General features: G+C 65.2%; 16 protein-coding genes. 5 read left to right on the top strand and 11 right to left on the bottom strand.

All coding sequences use genetic code 11. The annotated features are described in order from the left end of the window. Positions 1-31 precede the first annotated feature (31 nt). Entirely contained in the window at positions 32-1,588 is a 1,557-nt protein-coding gene (locus OJA40_RS13370) for a S8 family serine peptidase (protein ID WP_263791337.1), read from the bottom strand. A gap of 63 nt (positions 1,589-1,651) precedes the next feature. Next, positions 1,652-2,029, bottom strand: coding sequence for a hypothetical protein (locus tag OJA40_RS13365; protein WP_263810900.1), 378 nt, complete (start codon positions 2,027-2,029; stop codon positions 1,652-1,654). A 652-nt stretch (positions 2,030-2,681) separates the two neighbouring features. Between OJA40_RS13365 and OJA40_RS13360 the strand changes: the two genes are divergently transcribed. Then, positions 2,682-3,161, top strand: coding sequence for a hypothetical protein (locus OJA40_RS13360; protein ID WP_263791340.1), 480 nt, complete (start codon positions 2,682-2,684; stop codon positions 3,159-3,161). 61 nt (positions 3,162-3,222) lie between these two features. On the opposite strand, the gene OJA40_RS13355 is transcribed toward OJA40_RS13360, so the two are convergent. From OJA40_RS13355 to OJA40_RS13325, 7 genes are all read right to left on the bottom strand, one after another. After that, the gene (locus tag OJA40_RS13355; RefSeq protein ID WP_263810899.1) at positions 3,223-4,212 is read right to left on the bottom strand and encodes a hypothetical protein; all 990 of its coding nucleotides are present in this window, start codon (positions 4,210-4,212) and stop codon (positions 3,223-3,225) included. 144 nt (positions 4,213-4,356) lie between these two features. After that, complete coding sequence (locus OJA40_RS13350; protein ID WP_208426236.1) at positions 4,357-5,040, bottom strand: cell division ATP-binding protein FtsE; 684 nt, start codon at positions 5,038-5,040, stop codon at positions 4,357-4,359. Positions 5,041-5,190: 150 nt separating this feature from the next. Beyond that, positions 5,191-6,261, bottom strand: coding sequence for a 4-hydroxythreonine-4-phosphate dehydrogenase PdxA (pdxA, locus tag OJA40_RS13345; protein WP_263810898.1), 1,071 nt, complete (start codon positions 6,259-6,261; stop codon positions 5,191-5,193). A 211-nt stretch (positions 6,262-6,472) separates the two neighbouring features. Beyond that, positions 6,473-7,546 carry a DHH family phosphoesterase gene (locus tag OJA40_RS13340; RefSeq protein ID WP_263810897.1) on the bottom strand — a complete coding sequence of 358 codons (1,074 nt, stop codon included), beginning with the start codon at positions 7,544-7,546 and terminating at the stop codon, positions 6,473-6,475. Positions 7,547-7,826: 280 nt separating this feature from the next. Next, complete coding sequence (locus OJA40_RS13335; RefSeq protein ID WP_263810896.1) at positions 7,827-8,816, bottom strand: sulfotransferase family protein; 990 nt, start codon at positions 8,814-8,816, stop codon at positions 7,827-7,829. Continuing rightward, positions 8,809-9,909, bottom strand: coding sequence for a glycosyltransferase family 4 protein (locus OJA40_RS13330; RefSeq protein ID WP_263810895.1), 1,101 nt, complete (start codon positions 9,907-9,909; stop codon positions 8,809-8,811). The genes OJA40_RS13335 and OJA40_RS13330 overlap by 8 nt, the downstream gene beginning before the upstream one ends. Beyond that, complete coding sequence (locus tag OJA40_RS13325; protein ID WP_263810894.1) at positions 9,899-10,831, bottom strand: sulfotransferase family protein; 933 nt, start codon at positions 10,829-10,831, stop codon at positions 9,899-9,901. The genes OJA40_RS13330 and OJA40_RS13325 overlap by 11 nt, the downstream gene beginning before the upstream one ends. A 480-nt stretch (positions 10,832-11,311) precedes the next feature. On the opposite strand from OJA40_RS13325, the gene OJA40_RS13320 reads away from it, so the two are divergent. Beyond that, entirely contained in the window at positions 11,312-12,868 is a 1,557-nt protein-coding gene (locus OJA40_RS13320; protein WP_263810893.1) for a flippase, read from the top strand. Between the two features lie 238 nt (positions 12,869-13,106). Then, the gene (locus OJA40_RS13315; protein WP_263810892.1) at positions 13,107-13,763 is read left to right on the top strand and encodes a hypothetical protein; all 657 of its coding nucleotides are present in this window, start codon (positions 13,107-13,109) and stop codon (positions 13,761-13,763) included. Here OJA40_RS13315 and OJA40_RS13310 read toward each other — a convergent pair. Next, entirely contained in the window at positions 13,748-14,878 is a 1,131-nt protein-coding gene (locus OJA40_RS13310) for a hypothetical protein (protein ID WP_263810891.1), read from the bottom strand. The genes OJA40_RS13315 and OJA40_RS13310 overlap by 16 nt on opposite strands. 21 nt (positions 14,879-14,899) lie before the next feature. Between OJA40_RS13310 and OJA40_RS13305 the strand changes: the two genes are divergently transcribed. Next, on the top strand, positions 14,900-15,973 hold the full coding sequence (locus OJA40_RS13305) for a sulfotransferase family protein (RefSeq protein WP_341482959.1): 1,074 nt from the start codon (positions 14,900-14,902) through the stop codon (positions 15,971-15,973). A 15-nt stretch (positions 15,974-15,988) separates the two neighbouring features. Here the strand turns inward: OJA40_RS13305 and OJA40_RS13300 are convergent, their stop codons facing one another. Continuing rightward, on the bottom strand, positions 15,989-18,526 hold the full coding sequence (locus OJA40_RS13300; protein ID WP_263810888.1) for a YfhO family protein: 2,538 nt from the start codon (positions 18,524-18,526) through the stop codon (positions 15,989-15,991). Between the two features lie 234 nt (positions 18,527-18,760). Here OJA40_RS13300 and OJA40_RS13295 point away from each other — a divergent pair, with 234 nt between their 5' ends. Then, on the top strand, positions 18,761-19,654 hold the full coding sequence (locus tag OJA40_RS13295; protein ID WP_263810886.1) for a class I SAM-dependent methyltransferase: 894 nt from the start codon (positions 18,761-18,763) through the stop codon (positions 19,652-19,654). The last annotated feature ends 31 nt before the right edge of the window (positions 19,655-19,685 follow it).

Here is a 19,685-nt window from a genome sequence, read left to right as displayed (position 1 = left end):
GACAGTGCCGGTGTCGAGCGGCGGCGGACCGCTACGACCGCGAACGGAGGGTCTGCATCATGTCCTCCACAAACTCCCCGTCAATTTCCGGAACGGCGTCTTCCTCGATGAGCCGTTCGCGCCTCTCTGGGGTCGCCTCGAAGAAGCGGGCCATCGTGTCGCCCATGGACACGACCCAGGCCCACTTGGCGTCGACCATGCCCGCGCCGGTTGCCGCGTCGTCGCCCGGCCCCGCCGAGTCGCCCATTGCACTCTGGCCCTTGGTCACGTCCTTGGCGGCCTGGTTGACGAGTTTCTTCTTCACCTCGGAGGGGCTGAGGGAGCTGTTCTTTTCCAGCATCAGGGCCACCACCCCCGCCACCTGCGGGGCTGCGGCCGACGTTCCGCTGAAGAGGCCCCAGCTGTCGTCTGCGGCCCCGGTCGACGAGGTGTCGAGCCGGCTTCCCGGCGGCACGGGCAGCATGAGGAGCGGAGCGGGCAGGGACGATACGTCGTCCCCGACCATCCCGCAGAGGTCCGGCACCTGCCGCCCCGCGTACAAACTGCTGTCGAAGCTGGCCGCGTAGCTGGAGGCCTCAAGGTCCAGGTCCGGATAGTTTACGTGGACGCCCCCCACGGCAATGACGTCGGGGTGGCTCGCCGGAAAACCGTACCCGTTTGGACCATTTCCCGCGGAGAAGCACACGACAATGCCGTTGTTTACGGCGTTGGCGATCGCGGCCTCCATCGCCTTCAGCGTGTTGTACAGGGAGCGGCTGCGGCTTCGGATGTCGCTCCACGACGTGCCCGGCCTGTCAACGGACCAGCCCCAGCTGTTTGTGATGATGTCTGGACTCTGATTGCAGGCCTTGTTGAACGCCCCGACCGCGTCGTTCCCCATCTTTACCGGGATGAGCTGGGCGTCTGGGGCGGCCGCAAAAATGTTGGCCGCCTCCCCGGTGCCGTGCCCGTAGTTGTCCTGCGACGGGTTACTGGCCCCGGGCCCGAGTATCGTTGAGCGCGTGCGGTAGCCCCGCCGCTCGTAAAATTCGTGCTCGTAGAATCCGGTGTCCGGCATTGCCACCTCGACCTTCGACCCGGTGATGCCGTTGCGGTGTACCCGCGTGGCGCGGAGGATCGTGGCAACCTCGTCGGGCACCGTGAAGTAGTGGTACGCGTCCGAGTGCGGTTCCGCGATGGGCGAGAGGGGACTCTCCGTGTGGAACTCGGGGGGAACGACCGGGGTGACGCCCTCCGCCCAGTCGCCCAGCGCCCCGGCCATTTCTTCGCCCTCCTCTTCGACATCAACGTACTCCGCTTCTTCGCCGTCGAACACTTCCTTTTTCTTGCCCTCAAGGGCCACCCCAAAAACATCCTGGAACTGCTCGGCCGAGCCCCCGACCGAGATGGTTGCTGGGCCCACGTCCAAAATGCGAAATCCCAATTCTCGGAGTTCACGCTCGGCCTCCTCCGTAACGTCCGGGTCCGAGTTGTACTCGTCAACATTCGCTCCTGTGACGGGCTCTTCGGTTTCGAAAAGGGAGCGTCCTCCCTTGGATGTGGTTGAGATGATGGTGACGATTTCCTGATCTGCTTCGGCGTCAGACATGATCGTTCTGGTGTGTGATGAACAAGGTCATTGAGGGTGAACGTCGGGTGTGCATCGAGCGAGCTAATGAAACTCAGGGGGAACGGGGAAGGTGATCTCGTCCACGAAGGCCGCAAGCGCGTCCGGCACCTGAACCGGCTCCGCTGCCTCGTACGCTTGGCGATCGCCCGGCTCCGCGTCGGCAGATTCGGAGCGCGCCTTCAGCGTGGTGTCAAACACCTCTTCGAATCGGTCCTTGTCCCCCGAGATGGAAAGCCCCACCTCACTGGCCTGAACAACGTCAAACCCGAGGCCGCGGAGCGCCTCCTTCGCGCCCTCAATCGCATTCGTTCCGGCCCGGTAGTCGTCTACAGTGTCCGACGTAATGGGCTCGTCGGCGTCCAACACAGACGACCCCTCGGCGGACTGGAGACTCACCTGGGCAACCACGCGATCGGACATGTCTCTGCTCTACCGATTCGATGGCCAACGCAGGGGGCGCGGACAGGCGGATCATGGGACACTGCGCCCTCCGGATCGGGGACGATACGCGTCTGCCCCCGACAGATTGAGACGAGGGCCCCCACAGCCGTTGGACTGCGCTGCGGTGCCCCCAAGCCCCTCCTACTCCCCGTTTTGAGGGCATCGCCTTTCTTACGGCCCCCGTTGAATGATCTTAGCATGTTCTAAAATTGGAGGTGAGTGCGTGTTTGTCAACACTTCTCCTTAATTTAATATTTTGTTAACAAAGATCCGCCCGTTTTTGGACCCGTCCGCCTGGTGGGGGCCTCGTACCGCCTTCCGCATGTGCACTCGCCTCTTACACATCAGAGTAGCCCACCCCACCTCCCCCTGGCCTGTTGTCTCAAAGCCCACCGCAGTGCGCTTTGGCGGCCCTCGCCGAGTCATCCCCCTGGTGGAATGGTCCTTGTTAGGGATTTGACCACATTCTAAACGGAAACTGAGGTTCTCGGCGCATCTGTTGTTCGTCTTTTGCTGGGTTCAGACGACAACCTGCGCGTCGCACGCCCGTCCCGAGCCGAGAGGGGGCGCGTGGATGGGGGCTCCCGAACGCCGCGCGTTCTTCCAACGAACCGACCCGACACGCACCGACATGGAATCCTCCAGGACGCCGACGGCGCAGGACTGGCTGCGCGGTTGGACACTCACCCACATCCCGAACGAAAAGGAGGCGGAACGCCTGGCGCAACGCCTTCACACCCACCTGAAAACGAATGGGCTTCACGACCTTCAGCTGTCGGAGGAGGTGCGAGCGGAATTGGAGGCATTGATGGGGACGGCACAGGACCAGAACGCCCGCTCCCCGGCGACAGTGGTCCAGGAGATTTTATCCGATCACCTGCCCTCCGAGACCGCCACGGCGGCCGCGGCCCCGCTCGCCTTTCGCACCCTGAACCAAGGAGAGCGGACCCTCGAGGTTGATGTTGAGCAGAAGATGCCGCCTGCACTGGCCACAATGATCGAGAAAATTCTCCGTGCCCACATCACAGACGACGGCGTGGCCCGGATCCAGACGATGTACAACGAGCTGGGGCCCGAAGGGCTTCGGCAATGGATGCTAGGTGCCAATTAGCGGACGTCGCCCCCCGTGCGGTGAAGGCCTTGGTCCCCTGGGCGAGTGGCACGACGGCCCCCTACACGCCCGGCGTGGATTCGGGCTCGGCGGGGTCCGCCGCAACGGGCTGGTCCTCGGGGTCGGCCGGACCCGTCGGCGACGTGTCGTCGACGGACGTCTGCTCCTGGTTGCGTTGGGCCGAGGCCTGCGCCGCCGGGGTCACGTAGTAGTAGGCCGCCGCGACCCCCAGGTTGAAGAGGGCCGCGCCCACGCCCAGTGCCGCCCCCAGGTAGCGGGGCCCCGACAGGGCGAGGCGAATCATGACCGTCGCCGCGGCGAATCCGGAATTGCGAAACACCACGTGGTACGTCACGCTGTGGCGCAGCGACATCAGGACAATGAGGATGTCGCTGAAGATAAGCACCGTGTAGAAGGTGTTGAAGAAGGGAATGGCCGCTCCACCGAGGAGCGGGGCCGTCACAGCGTACACCGAGAGGCCGGCCAGGATGAGGAGCAGTCCATTCGCCACCAGCTTCTTCTGTCGGACGAAGAATTCCTGCTCCCCCTCCGACTCGGTAATCGGCTGGTGCACCTGCACCTTGTAGAAGACGCCGAGGATGACGAAGATGGCCAGGGCCGCCGTGGCGTCCACGACGAGGTACTGCACCGCCTCCCGCCCCGCCTCCATGCTCCACCGAATGGGCTCCTGCTCGAACTTCACAAGCTCCTTGAAGGAGCGGCGGAGCAGAATGAGCGAAAACACCTCAAACTGCTTCCCCGCCGTGTCGGCCACGCTTGTGGCGAGGCCGACAACGAGCCCGACGAGCTCCACCACGAGGAAAAGGGTGAACGCGACGTCGATGGCCCTGAAGTGATTGGTAGACACCGCACGCCCCACCGAGTCGGGCAACAGGCCCATCCGGCTCAGCTCAATCGCCACGAGGGCGATCAAAAACCCCCCGACGAGCACCTGGGCCACCACGCGGCGGGCCCCTTCGCCCTCCCACCACCCCTCGAAAGCGTCAAAGACACGGCTGTTGAAGCGAAGAAGTGCAGAGACGACACTCATGGGAACGCACGCGACACCGTAAGGGGGAGCATCGGGGTGGATACACCATGCGCACGCCGGATCGGGAGTTGTGCGGCGCAGATGGGTACTGCAACGCCACTGCCTGTTCGTCGTTCTGACGCTCAGGTCCGTGCCCGGGACGAGCTAGAGCGTCTCTGGGTCAATCTCCACCACCTGGCGGTTCATCATCGCGAGGGTTCGGGCCGAGTACGACTTCACGAGCCGGTGGTCGTGGGTGGCCACGAAGAGGGTCATTCCCTGCTTGTGGAGGTCCAGCAACAGCTCGTGAATCTCGTCGGCCACGGACGGGTCCAGGTTCCCCGTGGGCTCGTCGGCCAGAAGGACCCAGGGGTCGTTGGCGATCGCCCGCGCGATGACGACGCGCTGCTGCTCGCCCCCGGACAGCTCGTGGGGATAGCTGCGGTGCTTGTGACTGAGGCCCACCCGCCCCAGCACCTTCGTTACCCGGCTCTGCACCTCTGAGGCGGACGTGCCGGTGGCGTGGAGGGCAAAGGCGACGTTCTCGTACGCCGTCCGGTCCGGGAGGAGTTGGAAGTCCTGAAAGACCACCCCGAGCGAGCGCCGGAGGTACGGAATGGCGTCCCGCTCAATCTGGTCGGACCGGTGGTCCCCGATCTGGACCACCCCGGAATCGGGAAACAGGTCCATATAAAGCAGGCGCAGAATTGTGCTCTTGCCGCTGCCCGTGGGGCCCACCAGGTAGGTCTTCTGCGACTGATCGATGTGGAAGGAGACCTCGTCTAGAACCGAACGTTGATCACCGTTCGGGAGGGAGAACGAGATGGATACGTCGCGGAAGTCAATCACGGACAGGAAAATCAGGCCGGGCAGAGGAGCCTACAGGATCGGGGTCCAGGCGGGAAGGGTCAACCCCCTTCCTTTCCTGTCAGGCGGAGACGCCCCCGACGGACAGGGCCCTCGGTGCACCACCGCAAGGGAGCCCCCACAGGCCTGGGGCTACGTCGTGGGCGTGGCCTGCTGGTGACGATGACGGGCAATGGCCACGGCCAGCTCCATGGCGTTTCGCATGCTGCCCGGCAGGGCCATTCCCTTGCCCGCGATGCCGTAGGCCGTTCCGTGATCCGGGGAGGTTCGCACGATGGGCAGCCCCGCCGTGTAGTTGACGCCGTGATCGAACGCAAGGGCCTTGAAGGGCACGAGGCCCTGGTCGTGGTACATCGCCAGCGCCGCGTCGTGGTCGGCGTCGAGCTGCGTCCCAAAGAACCCATCCGCCGCCATGGGCCCCTCGACCCGAAACCCTTCCTGCCGCGCGGCCCGCAGGGCGGGGGCGATGACCTCTTCCTCTTCTTGGCCGAAGGCGCCGGCCTCTCCCGCGTGCGGATTCAGCCCGAAGACCGCAATCTTGGGCTGCTCGATCGCAAAGTCGTCGCGCAGGGACGCGTCGATGACACGCAGCTTTTCGAGGATGGCCCCCTCGGTGACGGCCGACGGCACCTCCGACAGGGCAGTGTGACTCGTTACGAGCCCCACCCGCAGCCCCCCGGCCACCATCATCATCGTCGGCTGCGGGCTGTTCGTCCTGGCCGCCAAAAACTCGGTGTGGCCCGGCACGTCGTACCCGCCCTGTCGCACTGCGTCCTTGGAAATGGGCGCGGTCACCATCGCGTCGACGGTGCCGGCCTGGCAGGCCTCCACGGCCCGTTCTACCGCCCGCATCGCCAGGCGCCCCCCCTCTGCCGTGCTGGAGCCGAACATGACGGGGGGCTCCGGGTCCTCGGCCACGTCGAGCACCGCCACGTCTCCGTGGGGCACCGCCTCCGGCACCTCGTCCACGATGTGAATGTCGAGGTCCGAGAAGCCGAGCACGTCGGCGTGCACCCGCAGCACGTGCGCCGACCCAATCAGGACCGGGGTCATGGACGGCATCAGGCTGGGGTCGTGCAGGCTCTTCAGCACCACCTCGGGCCCGATTCCGTTCGGGTCGCCCAGGGTGATGGCGAGGCGCGTGGGGGCGCCGTTCGGCGCCGGCGGTTCGGGGCGTTGAAAGGTGGGGCGCTGAATGTGCATCGGGGCGTCGGGTCGGTTCGAAAGGACACGTTGAAGACAGCAGCGAGCGGAGGCCGAGCCGGAGCGGGGGGCCCGCGGTCTCGGTCTTCGTCGACGGGCGCCGGGCCATGCGGCGGCCGTCCGCCAATACGTTAATCGCCACGCACGGCCAACGTCACCCGTCGGGGCACAGGGTTTCGGTGCGATTCACAGCGCCAACGGCCCCGACGCGTCACGTCGCGTCGGAGGGGTCGTCCAGGAGGGTTTCCAGATAGGACTGGTCCTCCGGGGAGAGGTCGTCGTCTGGGGCATAGCGGGCGTCGAAGGCAATGTAGTCCGACGCCGCGTCGATGACGGTCTCAATGGTTTTCTCGAAGGTCGGGCGTTTGACGTACGCCCCGGCCGCATTGCGGTGCCCGCCCCCGCCGAAGTGACGGGCCCACTGGTCGACGCGCACGTCGGCTTCCGATCGGAAGCTAATCTTGGCCCCATCGTCCGTTTCCGAGAAGAGCAGTGCGGTTTTCACGTCCTCGATCGACAGGACGTAGTTGACGAAGCCCTGCTTGTCGTCCCAGCTCGCCCCCGTGTCCTCGACCATTCGCTGCGTGACTACCGAGTAGCCAAGCTGGCCGTTGTAGCGGAGGCGGATGCGGTTCAGCATGCGCCCGAGCAGGCGAAGGCCCGGCATCGATTTTCGGTCGTAGATGGTTTCGTGGATCGGCGCGGGGCCGATGCCCCCCCGCTCCAGAATGTCCGCCACGCTCCGGTGCAGCGCCGGCGTCACGCTGCTGTAGCGGAAGGAGCCGGTGTCCGTCATGATGGCCGTGTAGAGGGCCGTGGCAATTCCCTCGTCGATCAGGTCCGGCGCGAGGCCGTCGATGATTTCGTAGACCAGTTCGCCGGTGGCGGCGGCCTCCTCCCGAACGAAGAACACGTCGAACCAGTGCTCCGGCTCCAGGTGATGATCGACGAGGACCGTCATCGCGGTGGCGTCCCGCACGAGGGACCCGACCTTGCCGATGCGCTCTTCGTCGTTGGTATCGAGCACGAAGGCCACCTCCGCCTCCGCCAGCGCCTCGTGCTGCCCCAACGATCCATCGAAGACGGCGATGTCCCCGGCGCCGGGCATCCAGTCGAGGTTGTAGTCCACCTCGTCGGCATTGACCATCGCGACGGACTTTCCCATTTTCTCCAGAAAGCGCCCGAGGGCCAGCTGGGACCCAACGGCGTCCCCGTCCGGACCAAGATGAGTGGTAATGAAAAACCGATCGTGCTCTCGGATCAGCGCAAGTACGTCGTCGAGCATGCGGCGCCTCCAGGGCTCCCGTGGGCGAGATGGCGTAAATAGCCTACACCTAACGGAGGGCCCCCACGAAGGGTTCAGCCCACATGGGGACGTTCTCGTTTGCGTCCGCGACGAGGAGTGCGGCGGGGGACCGGTTTTAGAAAGTGAATGAAGCCCCACAGCGTCCCTGTATTGACCAGACGTAGTAGGGATTTTCGAAAATGGAAGGCAACCAAGACGCTCTTTAGAAGGCAGTGGGGGACTGGCCGGCGGGGCTCCTCATGTGTGTGGTGGACCCGGTCTACTCTTTCGTCCACCGCGGCGCTGCGTCGTTGCTGAACACCCGGCCTGAGCGGATCTTGCGGAGGGCGCGCCGGCCTCGCTGGAGCGCCGCCCTGCCAAGGCGCTGCAAGATCCGTCCAATCAGGGCGGGCCGCCATCTGACGCGGGGCCGGGAGTAGTCGTAAGCGGAGAGCCACCGCCCCGCAATGACCTCCACGACCACCCGCTCCGCCTCCGGCATTTGCGCACGCCATTTTTCTCGGTTGGAGGCATCAATCTCGCGAGCACTTTTTTGCTTCCAAGGCTCCCGGTCGGGATCAAAGTGCTGGTCTTCTTGCTGACGGGGTTGGAGCATCGCCTCGTGGAACGGGGTTTCTAAGAAGGCGCACACGTCTCGGAGGCAAGCCTCGGGATGTACGATCAGGTCTTCGTACCGAAGCGCAAAAAATCGGCCCTTGCGGTGGGTCCGATAACGGTCCACGAGGGCCGCGTAGGTGCGCCACGTCCACGCCTGCTCCGGCGCCGTGCGTCGGCTCCACGGCAGATTCCGCAGTGAAAGCACCACGTCCCGGGGGTCGCGAATGATGGCCAGGAAGACGGCATTGGGAAACTGGCGCGCCATTTCGGGGACGTGCCGGAGATGGTCCGGGGTCTTCTCCCCCCATGCCGGGGCCTCTGAGCGCGCAGTGTACGTCTCAATCAGGGCACGGAGAATGTCCCCGTGAGTGGGGGCCTCCAGGGCGCGGAGCCGGCTGCGAATGGCAGCCCACTCGTCATCGGCGAGTGCCATGTCGTGCACGCCCGGCTGCTGGTTGAGTCGGGCAAGCATCCGCTCCACGTCGGCCCAGCCGTCGATTTCCCCTCCGGACCAGCACCGCGCGAAGTAGTGCGTCTCCGGAGCGATCACGAGGTCGGGATGCGCGTCGAGCAGGCTGCTGAGCAGCGTGGTGCCCGAGCGCGGCATGCCGACCACGAACACCGGATGCCGGGGAGCGCGCGACTCAGTCATGGGCCTCCAGGACGCGACGATAGAGCGCGACGGTCTGGCGGGACAGCCGGGGCCAGTCGAGGTCGTCCACGGGCGCTCGTGCCGCCCGCTCGGTCGTCCGGGCCCACGCCATGCTCTCAGCCAGCGCCGATGGGGTGAGCTCGCCCGTGTAGGTCCGGACCCAGTCCCGCCCCACCCGCGCTCGCAGTTCCGTCATGGCACCGCGGTCTGGAACAAGGATCGGTCGGTCGTACGACAAGGCAAGCAGTGCCGAGCCCGAGTGCATGATGGACTCGTAGGGGAGGACGACGAGATCGGCGCCTGCGATAAGGGCCGGCATCTCGTCTTCTTCGATGAACCGGAGGGCCGTGCGGACACGGGCGTCCGCCTCGGCCGCCGCCTGGACGCGCCCGCCCAGATCGTCGGAAACGGGATTCCCGGCGACCACGAGACGCGCCGCCGACCGTTTCCACTGCCGGAAGGTTTGAATCAGGGACACGACGTTTTTGTACGGCCGAATGCGCCCCACGAACAGCATCACCGGGGCCGCCGGGTCGAGGTCAGACTGGCGCCGAGCCTCCGCTTTGGCGACGGGTTCCGGATAGGCCGTGCGGTAGTGGCCGTGCGGCACGATCGCGCTCGGGACGGACCGGAGCACAGGGAAGCGGTCGTAGGCCGCCTCCCGGGCTGTCTCACTGAGGCTGATGATGCCGTCCACCATCGGGAGAAAGAGCGGCCAGAAGAGACGCTCCAGCTGCGGGTGGTACGACTCGTGCGGACCGAGGTCGTGGACCGTCCACACGAGCCGGGTGCCCCAGAGCCGGGCCCACGCAAAGAGAAGCAACTCCGCCGCGACGTAGAAGTAGGCCGCCCCTGGCGACCGGTAGCTCAGAAAGTCTTCCGGCCAGTGCACGTGCCAGATGTCGTAGCGGCGCTGGAGGGGTTCAAACATCGAGAACCCATCCACGTCCACTCGTGCCTCCGTCTCCATCGCCTCATAGAGCAGGCGGGTATACGGGTTGCCGTTCTCGCTCGAGAATCCCGGCCAGCCGAGCACCCTCAGCGGTCGGCCGGGCCCGGTGCCGTTGCCTCCTTCCGGTCGATCATCCGTCATCAGCGATTCGGTCGTCGTCCGTAGTTAGCCAGTCAGAAAAGGAACGGTCAAGCAGCGCCTCTAGCCGGCGCACGTCGTCGCGGTACGCGTCCACCAGGCGAGCCCGGGCGGCGTCCGGCAGGGGCGGCTTTTGCAGGTTCGCGTTCCGCACCGCCATGAGGATCCGGTCGCGCACGGCCTCCGGAAGCACGAGGCGCGACCACCGCCGCAGGAAGTGGTCCGGGGTCCCGATAAACCGGTGCAGCCAGTCGAACTGAGGCACCCCCGTGGCGCGGCGCCGAACCCCGGTGTCGGGCGTAAAGGACGGGTCTACGCCGAGCATCCGGTACACGGTCTTGGCGAAGCCCGCAGGATTCGTCGTGAGCTCGTCAAAGCGGTAAATGTGCAGTTGGTCACGGTCGAAGTAGTCCAGATACCGCGCCAGTTGCCGGCCGTAGAGCCCCATGCGCCGGTAGTGCCACGACCATTCCCATCCTGCAGCCACCCGCTCATCCTCCGCGTCGAGGGCGGCCTCGAAGCGGTCCAGCGGTTCGCGGCCGCTCTGGACCAACTGGAGGTAGTGGGAGTGGGCCCGCACGATGGGGTTGCGGAGGATCGCGATGAGCGAGGCGCCCGGACACTGCTCGTGCAGGAGGCGCGGCGCATCCTGGTCGTAGAGGTACACGGGCGAGGCTTCCCCCACAATGGCCTCCCCCCTCGCGCCTGAAAACAGGGCCTCGTACTCGTTCATCGTGTAGACAACCCCGGACTCTCGGTTCGCCTCTCGGTCTCCTGGCCCGGCCATCTCGGGGGGGTTCTCCCTGTACGCAAAGTAGCACGGCTCCTTCACCGGACTCATGAACACATCCGGGTGTTGCCGTAGGTAGTCGTACAGCGAGGTCGTCCCCGACTTGGCCGCCCCAATGACGAATGTGTTCGGCATCGCCGCCATGGGTACGTCCCCGAATTGCGAAGGGCAAGTGCGTGGTTCAGCGCGCATGGGTTTCTTCTGCGTTACGTCCCGGGGCCAGGGGGCAGGGGCCTTTCGAGACAGAGGGTCTTCGGCCTGGGGTCTGAGATCAGTTTGCGACGTGCTGAGGATGCAATGGGGCCCCCGGAAGACACGACGCCACGCTCATTGTCCACTCTTTTATGCCCCAGAAAGCAAAAGCGTGGTAAGCAACTTTGGGAGGGATCAGATGATCCCCGCGTGGCCTTCATTGAAGACGGATTGGGACTTCAGGCCCCGCGAACGGTACGACCGGGGGCACCTCGGTGTCCTGCGTCAATCCTCGACCAAAACCTGCCCCGTCCCTCGATACAGTCAGCATTCACTGATTTCTTGAGGGGGTCTCCTGCCCAACAGCGACAAATTCGGCGGCCGTCCCCAATGCGTTGACGCCTTTGTTTTCTACGTTTCCACATGAGCCATTCGTCGGAGCACGACGCCCCGTCTTCCCACGCCCGTACGGATGAGGGGGACGAGGCGCCTGACTATGCCGACCGCATTCTGAAGGGAGGAGGCTCGGTCTTTTCCGGCTCCCTCATTGCGAAGGCTGTCGGGTTTGCCCTGCAGGTCGTTCTCGGCCGGGGGTTCGGCAAAACCCTTTACGGCCTCTACAGCTACGGGCTTTCTGTTCTTCGGATTGTCCGCGAACTGAGTACGCTCGGCCTTCAGAACGGCGTGGTCCGGTTCGGGGCCGAGCACAGAGAAGACGGAAACGAGGCGGCGCTGAAAGGGACGTTCCTGGCCGTTGGCGGACTCGGGACCGGAGCCGGTGTTCTCATGGGCGGGGCGCTCTACCTGGCCGCCCCCTGGCTGTCCGAGGTCGCCCTCAGGAGTACGAACGATCCGCTCGTCTTTCAGCTCTTTGGGACCGCGCTGCCCTTTTACGTCTTCACCTATCTCGGCTCCCGCATGGCCCGCGCCCTTGGCCAAATGCGGGTGGACGTGCTTCTCGACTCGATTCTTCAGCCGGCCCTCTTTCTGCTACTTACGGGCATCATTCTGCTACTGGGACAGGGGTTCACGATGGCCCTATACGCCTTTCTGGCCTCCACTGTGCTGGCCGCCGGGGCGTCGGTGTACGCGGCCTACCGGCTGTTTCCTCCGCTCTTTTCATCCTTGGCCCCGACGGTCGACCTTCGGACCCTCCTGCGCTTTTCCCTCCCCATCGTGGGGGTAAGCCTCGCCAGCATAGGCCTCGCCCGGGCCGATCGGATCATGCTGGGTCCCCTCGCCGGGGAAGAGGCCGTGGGGCTCTACACCGCCGCGTCTAAGATGTCGGTCCAGCTCCGGTTTGTCCTGTTCGCGCTCACAGCCGCGTTCTCCCCCGTCATCTCCGAACTGTACCACAGCGGCCGGACCGACGAGCTGGCTCAACTGTACGCCGATACCGTTCGGTGGATCGCCCTGGGCACCCTTCCACTGGCGGTGGTCTTGATCGTGTTCGCCCCGGACATCATGGCCCTCTTCGGGACGGAGTTTCGGGAGGGTGCTCTTCTGCTTCGGGTGCTGGCGGGTGCCTACATTGTCGTCGCCGGGTCCGGGTCGGTGGGCCACATGCTGCAGATGTCGGACCATCAGGACTTTGCTTTTTGGGTGAACGCCAGCATGGCCGTGTTGAACGTAGGGCTCAACTGGATCCTCATTCAGTGGTACGGGGTCGTGGGCGCGGCCCTTGCGACGGGCGCGGCTCACGTTCTGGGCAATGTCTTTCAGCTGTGGGGGCTTTATCACTTTACCCACATCCAGCCGTTCCGGTGGAACCTGTGGAAGCCCCTCGCCGCAGCGGGAGCATCGGGAGCCGTGGCGTGGGTGCTCTTCGCTCAGCTCGCCTCTCTGAGCCGTTGGCTGGTTGGCATCCCCGTGGCCCTGCTCGTCTACGGCGGCGTCCTGCTCGCCCTGGGTCTTTCCCCCCGCGACCAGGCCATTGCGGACGACTTGTGGGCGGAACTGCGGACACGGCTGGGTGCGTAGGCCCTGTCCGCCGTGGGCCTCAGGCCCGCCAAGGCACAACGCGGCTTCTTCCGAGCGCTTCTTTTCCATGTCGATCCTTGATGCAGCGCAAACTGGTCTGAAACAACGGTATCTGTTCGCCCGCCAGCAAGTTCGCCACCTGCAGGCTGGGGTGAGCTATCTTTCCGGCCGACCGCTCCCCGAGACCCGATTCGTCTTGTTCGGGCGAGGACGCTCAGGGACCACGGCACTCGTGAGCATGCTCAACGATGTGCCGGGGCTGCGATGCGCGGGGGAGGTGCTCCACAACTACGTGCCCTTCCCCTACCGGCACATCCTGGGCCGCGCCGCCGGCTGCTCGGCAGAGGCGTACGGCTGCAAGGTTCTCAGCTATCAGATTAAAGACGTGCAGCGCCCCCCCGGACGGCGTGAAAACTTTCTCCGCACCCTTCACCACGACCACGGCTTCCAGGTCCTGTACCTTCGTCGGGAGAACCTGGTGCGCCATGCACTCTCCAACATCCGGGCGCGACGCGAGACATTTCACCGGAAGCGGTCCGACCCGACCGGCAAGCCGACGGCCCTGCATGTAGACCCCGACCGGGTGATGGAATGGATGCGAAGTAGCCAGGCCCTTCGACGGTACGAGGAGACGCTGCTTACCGACGTCCCCCACCTCTCACTGACCTACGAAGAACACATCCGCCACGCGGACGACCACCAGACGACGGTCGATCGGATCTGTGATGTTCTCGGGATCACGTCGGGACCGGTCGAAAGCAGCTACCGCAAGGTCGCCCCCTCCTCCATCCGGAACCGTGTGACCAACTACGAGGAACTCGCGCGGCGACTCGACGGCACCCCGTACGCCAAGTATCTCGACGAAGACAACGGATCGGGTCACGCCCCCGCCTGAAACGCAGTGTCATCTAGAACCGCGAGGCCGTGAATGCAGGCGTGGACGTTCGATGAGTACTGGTATGCGTCCACCAGCGCCTCCGTTGCGACGTCGACTTGCAGGATGGCCGCAGGCGAGACGCCGATGAACAGCGTGTCTTCCCGACGGGCGAGCCCCCGCACGAAGAGCGGCTTTGCGACCGATCCCTCGATGCCCCCAAACTTCCGCAGGGCCTCCTTGCCCCAGTACATGGGCACTTCCCAGCGGATGAGGTCCCGAACCCACTCGAATTCTGTGAGATCGATCGTTCGCTGAAGCTGCCCGGCATCCAGATCGTAGAACCGCACGGCCTTGCCGAATGAGTCGTTGACGATGGCGATCCCGTCGTTCCCAATGACCAGATTGTGCCCGCCTCGGAGATGCTCATGCTCCAGTACCACCTCCTCGGTCGTCAGGTTGGCCACCACGCCGTACGCGTTGAACAGCGCGTAGAGGGCCCCATTGTGGACCTCGACGGCGTTGAGGTGCAGGTGACTCTCGGCATCCGTGGCGGCTGGGTCAAGAAACCGGAGCCGATTATCGGCACTTTTGTCGATGTCCAGGGGACGCAGGCCGAGGGCCGCCTGGAGCCCATCCATCTCTCGGGGCCAGTATGCACGAATCCGATCCCCGGTTTCCAAATTGTACTCCACTGTCGCATCGATCGCCGTGGATGTCACCCACACCGTCCCGCGGTCCGTCAGCGCAATCTCGTGGAGCCCCGCCATCAGTCCCCCACTGATCGCGCCCATCTGGTTCAGGTGATCGTCGTACAGTTCGAGCGTGTGGTACGTAGACGCGACCAGACGCCCATTGACCTGCCGGACGCCCCGACACCCCCGCCCGTTCCCGCGTGGGTTTGGGTCCTCTTCGATGGTGGGATTGCGCGGGCGAATGGGCACGGTCGCCTCCACCGTCTTTGAATCCCAGTCGAGGAGCACCAGTTCGCCCCCCTCCGCAATCGGGGCCGCCCGGACCACGGTTCCGAACGCCAGCGTTGAGGGTTGTACCGAGGGCTTCCCAGTCATCGCCTCCCCCTCGGACATCAAGGAAAAGTCGTTCAGGGCCTCACGGAAAACATCGGGATCGGTCATTCGGCAGAGAATCGGCCGTGGATGAGACGATTGAACGGAAGATGCAGGAGTCCCCACGTAAACGACGTCCCGAACCGGTCCGCCGTGGGCCCTGTTTCGATAGCGCAAGCCAGTTCCCACTGTCGCCCCCCTGAGCTTTGTCCTGCAGTCCCACCGCGTGATTTCATGGATCGTCCCATCTTCATTGTCGGCTGTCCGCGATCAGGGACAGGAATACTGCAACAGCTGGTCCGGCTTCACCCCCAGGTGGCCTGGATCACGCCCTTCAGCAACGGGGTGTGCGGCAAGCCGTGGTTTCGACACGTCCCGCCCTCTGCTGCATGGTCTATCGAATGGGTCCTGCATCGCCTCCCCAATGCTACTTTGCCCCCGCTCCTGCGCGGCCCGTACGACGGCTCCCTTGGACTACCTTCAACCTTTGAGACCCACGAAGGGCACGCCATCTGGGACCGGGCGCTCCCGCCTGCCGAGGACCACCGGGCGACGGCGGAGAACGTAACCTCCGCCACTCGCGAGTACCTCCACGACGTCGTGCGCTGGCATCGAAGGTATCACGACCGCCCTCGGCTCGTTTGGAAAACCCCCAAAAACGCCTTTCGGCTCCCGTTTCTCCAGGCCCTGTTCCCACAAGCCCACATCATTCACCTGATTCGGGACGGCCGGGCCGTTGCGGCGTCCATTCTCAAACGCCGCCGGGCGAGCGGCGGGCTCCACCAATGGTGGGGCGTGCGCCCTCCGGGCTGGCAGTCCGTCCAGTCGGCTACTCCTGTTGAACAGGCTGCATGGACCTGGAAGCAATGCATTAGCCAAATTCGAGCCGACCTCGGCCGCTTTCCCGAGGACCACTGCCTGGAGGTTCACTACGAGTCTCTTCTTAACGCCCCAGGCCGGGTGCTCCGTCGCGTGTTCTCCACCGCCTCGCTCTCCCCTGAGGAGTTCTTCACGAGGGAGAACCACAGACACCTAGACAAGGTGCGCCCGCCCCGGACCACGTGGCGGATGCGGCTCCAGGCGGAGCAGATTGAGCGTCTCGAAGAGGCGATCGCGCCGACGCTACAGGAATACGGCTACGACAAGCCCGCACCGCCGAGCTAGCAATCCTTTCTGCCCCTACGCGTCATCGTCGCCGGCGCCCGCGCCTCTCTGCCGGCGCACCCGCATGCCAACGAGTGCTACGACGCCCCCGTAGACAAGGATCGTGCTCGCCCACGCGATCCAGGTGCCGTAGCGGTCGGCCGCCGGCTCGAAGCGCATCTCCACCGTGTGCTCTCCCGCCGGCACATGCACGCCGCGCAGCAGGTAGTTGGTGCGGTGGATGGGCACCTGCTCTCCGTCCAGGTACGCGTTCCAGCCGGCCGGGTAATACACCTCACTCGCCACGAACAAGCGGGGCGCATCCGTCTCTACGGTCCACCGGATCTCTTCCGGCTCGTAGTGCTCCAGGGTCACCTCGGCCGTGCTATTGCTGTCGAGGGGCACGACCGGCTGGTCGAGGGGTGCTGGAAGAAGGGCGGTCTGCCGCGGGTTGAACGTCGAGGAGCGCAGCCGCGACCAGGTCTGTTTCGGGGCGTCAACAACCTCCGTCTGCCCCACGAGAAAGCCGCGCGGCAGGGCGTCTTGGTTCTCCAGCACCAGTACGCCCGACTCCTGACTGCGGTAGGCCACCTCGGTCCCCGGCAACTGCTGACGGGCCGCGATGTAGCGCGTGTTCATCAGGTCGAGGGCGTTCTCGTTCGGCGGGCCCGAGCCAGTCACCTGCAGGATGTGATCAAGATAGTCTTGATAGCGCTGCAGCTTGGCCCCATGGTACCCCCCTACGTTTTCGTAGTGGTAGGAGGGGCGTGCCCTGCTCGTCGGGTCTCCCTCGACCAGCGAGAGAACGCGAAAGCGACCCAGCCCCCCGGCCGCCTGCTGCTTTTTCTTGATGAACTGGTCAAACGGGTACGTCGGGATGGACTGCTCCACCTCTTGGGACGAGTAGCGGTCGGCTCCCATGTACCGCGAATCGACGCCCCAGAGGTCGATGCCCACGATCGCCACGACCGCCAGGCCCGCCCCCCATGCCGGGAGGGTCTCGCGGCGGTACAGCACGAGCACCCCTGCGGCCAGAACGAGGAAGAGCATCGTCCGCTGCGTGTCGGTCGTGAGGGCGGAGCGCCGCTGCGTTTTGAGCTTCTGCATCTGCTGCTGCACCGCCTTTTGCACACGCGGGTTCTGGGGCGAGACGTTCGGGTTCTGACGAAGCAGGGCCTGCCGGATGCGTTGCTGCTCGTTGGGCTTCTCGAAGTCGAAGAACGTATTGGGGGCAAGCCAGACCAGCGCCACAATTCCGAACACGGCCCCGAATGCAATGAGAAGGGGGCGCTGCCGAGGATCGGTGGACTGCGCTCGTCGCCCCTGTCGCTCTCCGCGTCGCAGCGCGTAGTCCAGGCCAATGCCGGCCAGGATGGCGAGGGCGAGGGCCGTGACGCTCAGCCACATTTCCGGCCCCCGAAAAGCATCGAAAAACGGGAAGTACTGAAACATCGGCCCGTTGACCCAGGCGGCGTACTTGCCCAGGGCAAAGAGCGCCGTCCCGAGCACGCTGAGCCCGAGCCCCCAAACCAACCAGGTGCGCACGCGCCACACCGCCAGGCCGGCCAGGGCCATGACAACCCCGCCCATGTAGTGCGGCCCCTCCGTAAAGGTCTTGGGCCCCCAGTACGTTTGCCCGCCGCCGCCAAATGCATCCGCGACGACGAACGTGAACAGCTCCCCCGGCCCGTGACTCCACCGCATGGCCGCCGTCCAGCCCATGCCCCCACCGCCGCCTCCGCCGCCGCTTACGGCCGCCGCGGCCCCCCGCACCGAGTACTGCTTGTACTGGTACCGGGCCAGGTACGGCTCCGCGGCCATGGCGAGGCTCAACACGGTCCCCAGCGCGAGCCAGCCGGTGGACGTGGCCAGCTCCGGCACGCGCTCCTCCCGCCAGGCCCCAATGGCCTCCACAATCCACCACAGGAGGAGCAGCATGCCCGTGTAGAACACAATCTGCGGGTGATTGGCCCGCAGCTGAAGGGCCAGCGCCCCGGCGAACAGGAGGCCTCCTAAAAGGGACGGATTCCGAAGGGTATACACGAAGGCCAGGACGACGTACGGCGCGTAGGCCAGCGCCACGAACTTGGTCCCGTGCCCCACCCCGATGATGATGGGAATGTACGTCGTAAACCCGAAGGCAAGCCCCGACAAAAGCCCCGAGAGATGATTCCGCGTCAGGTAGAAGACGAGCAGGTAGACGCCCGCCATAAGCACAAACAGGAGGGATACCGGCCACGCAGCACCACGGACCAGGTTTACCACATCGTCGAGCTGTAGGACGGAGATCTGCTCGTTGATGTAGGGCATCCCGCCAAATACGTTCGGGGCCCAGCGGGCCCACTCCCCCGTCTCTTGGTGATGCTCTACCGTCACCTGTGCGTTGGCCCGAAAGGTGATACTGTCGGTGCCCTGGATGTTTTTTCCCTCGAAGACGGCGGGGGCGTAGAAGGCAAGGGCCACCACCAGCACGATTCCGAGGCAGCCCGCATGTCGTGTCGTCGGGGAGAGCCGCGTCCAGAACGTATCGGCCTGTGCGGTGCGCGGGGTGGGCGTCTGGGCGGAGGAAGCCATGTGAGCTGGGCACTGACGCAGTCGAGGCGAGACCGCGGGCCGGAGAACCCGCTTAATTTGACAAGCCGTCTCAAAACGGTCGGTCTATTTCGCTGTTCCGGCGGAAGGCGGCCACTAGAGGAACAAGACTGTCGACATGTCGCGGCGCTACGCCCCCGTACCGGAACCAGATCAGCCGCAATCTGCTAATGTCTCAGCCTCCGGCCCTTCCCCACACCCGTCTCCGCGCTCTCAGTGGACGATCTCGACCACTGCCCCCTCTGCCATGGCACGCACCATCGGCCCTTCACGACGTGCCGGGACCACACCGTTTCGGGGAGGTCGTTTGACCTTGTGGAGTGCACCGCCTGTGGGTTCCGCTTCACCAACCCGCGGCCCAGCAGTGATGAGATTGGACGGTACTACGACAGTGAAGGCTACACCCCCCACCAGGATACTAGTCAGAACGTCATCGACACCCTCTACCGGTGGGTGCGCCTCTACACCCTGCGCTCGAAACGCCGGCTTGTCGCCAGCCTCGTCGACAGCCCGCCCGGCCGCCTGCTCGACTTCGGGTGCGGAACGGGGGAGTTCCTGGCGCACTGCCGCTCGCACGGGTGGACGGCCTGCGGGCTTGAGCCCGACGAGAAAGCGCAGGAGGTGGCGGCCGCGACGCACGGACTGACCGTGGAGCCCCCCGAACACATCCACGACCTGCCGTCCGACCACTTCGACGTAATCACGCTCTGGCACGTGCTGGAGCACGTCCCGAAACTGTCCGACACAATCGCGGAGCTGCGGCGCACCCTCGCGCCCACCGGCACCCTGGTCGTGGCCGTCCCCAACTGCGCGTCCCTCGACGCCCAGTACTACGGCGCAGACTGGGCCGCGTACGACGTGCCCCGCCACCTGTACCACTTCCGCCCGCCCGACATCCGCCGCCTGTTCAACCGCCACGGCATGACCGCAACCGACGTTCGCCCCATGCGGCTCGACGCGTTTTACGTGTCGCTGCTTAGCGAGCAGTCCCGGGACGGGTGGCTTCTCCGAGCGCCCGTCGTGGCCGCGCTCTCTGTCCTCTGGAACGCCGCCTACGGACACCACTCCTCCGCGCAGCTATACCTCATCCGGGGCGAGTCGCCCCGCTAACCTCACCGCTCCGGCGCGTCGTCATTGCCCA

Origin of the sequence: Salinibacter pepae, assembly GCF_947077775.1 — a bacterium.
Lineage (GTDB): Bacteria > Bacteroidota > Rhodothermia > Rhodothermales > Salinibacteraceae > Salinibacter > Salinibacter pepae.
The sequence above is the reverse complement of the archived record's forward strand: the minus strand, read 5'-3'. Positions and strand labels throughout refer to the sequence as shown.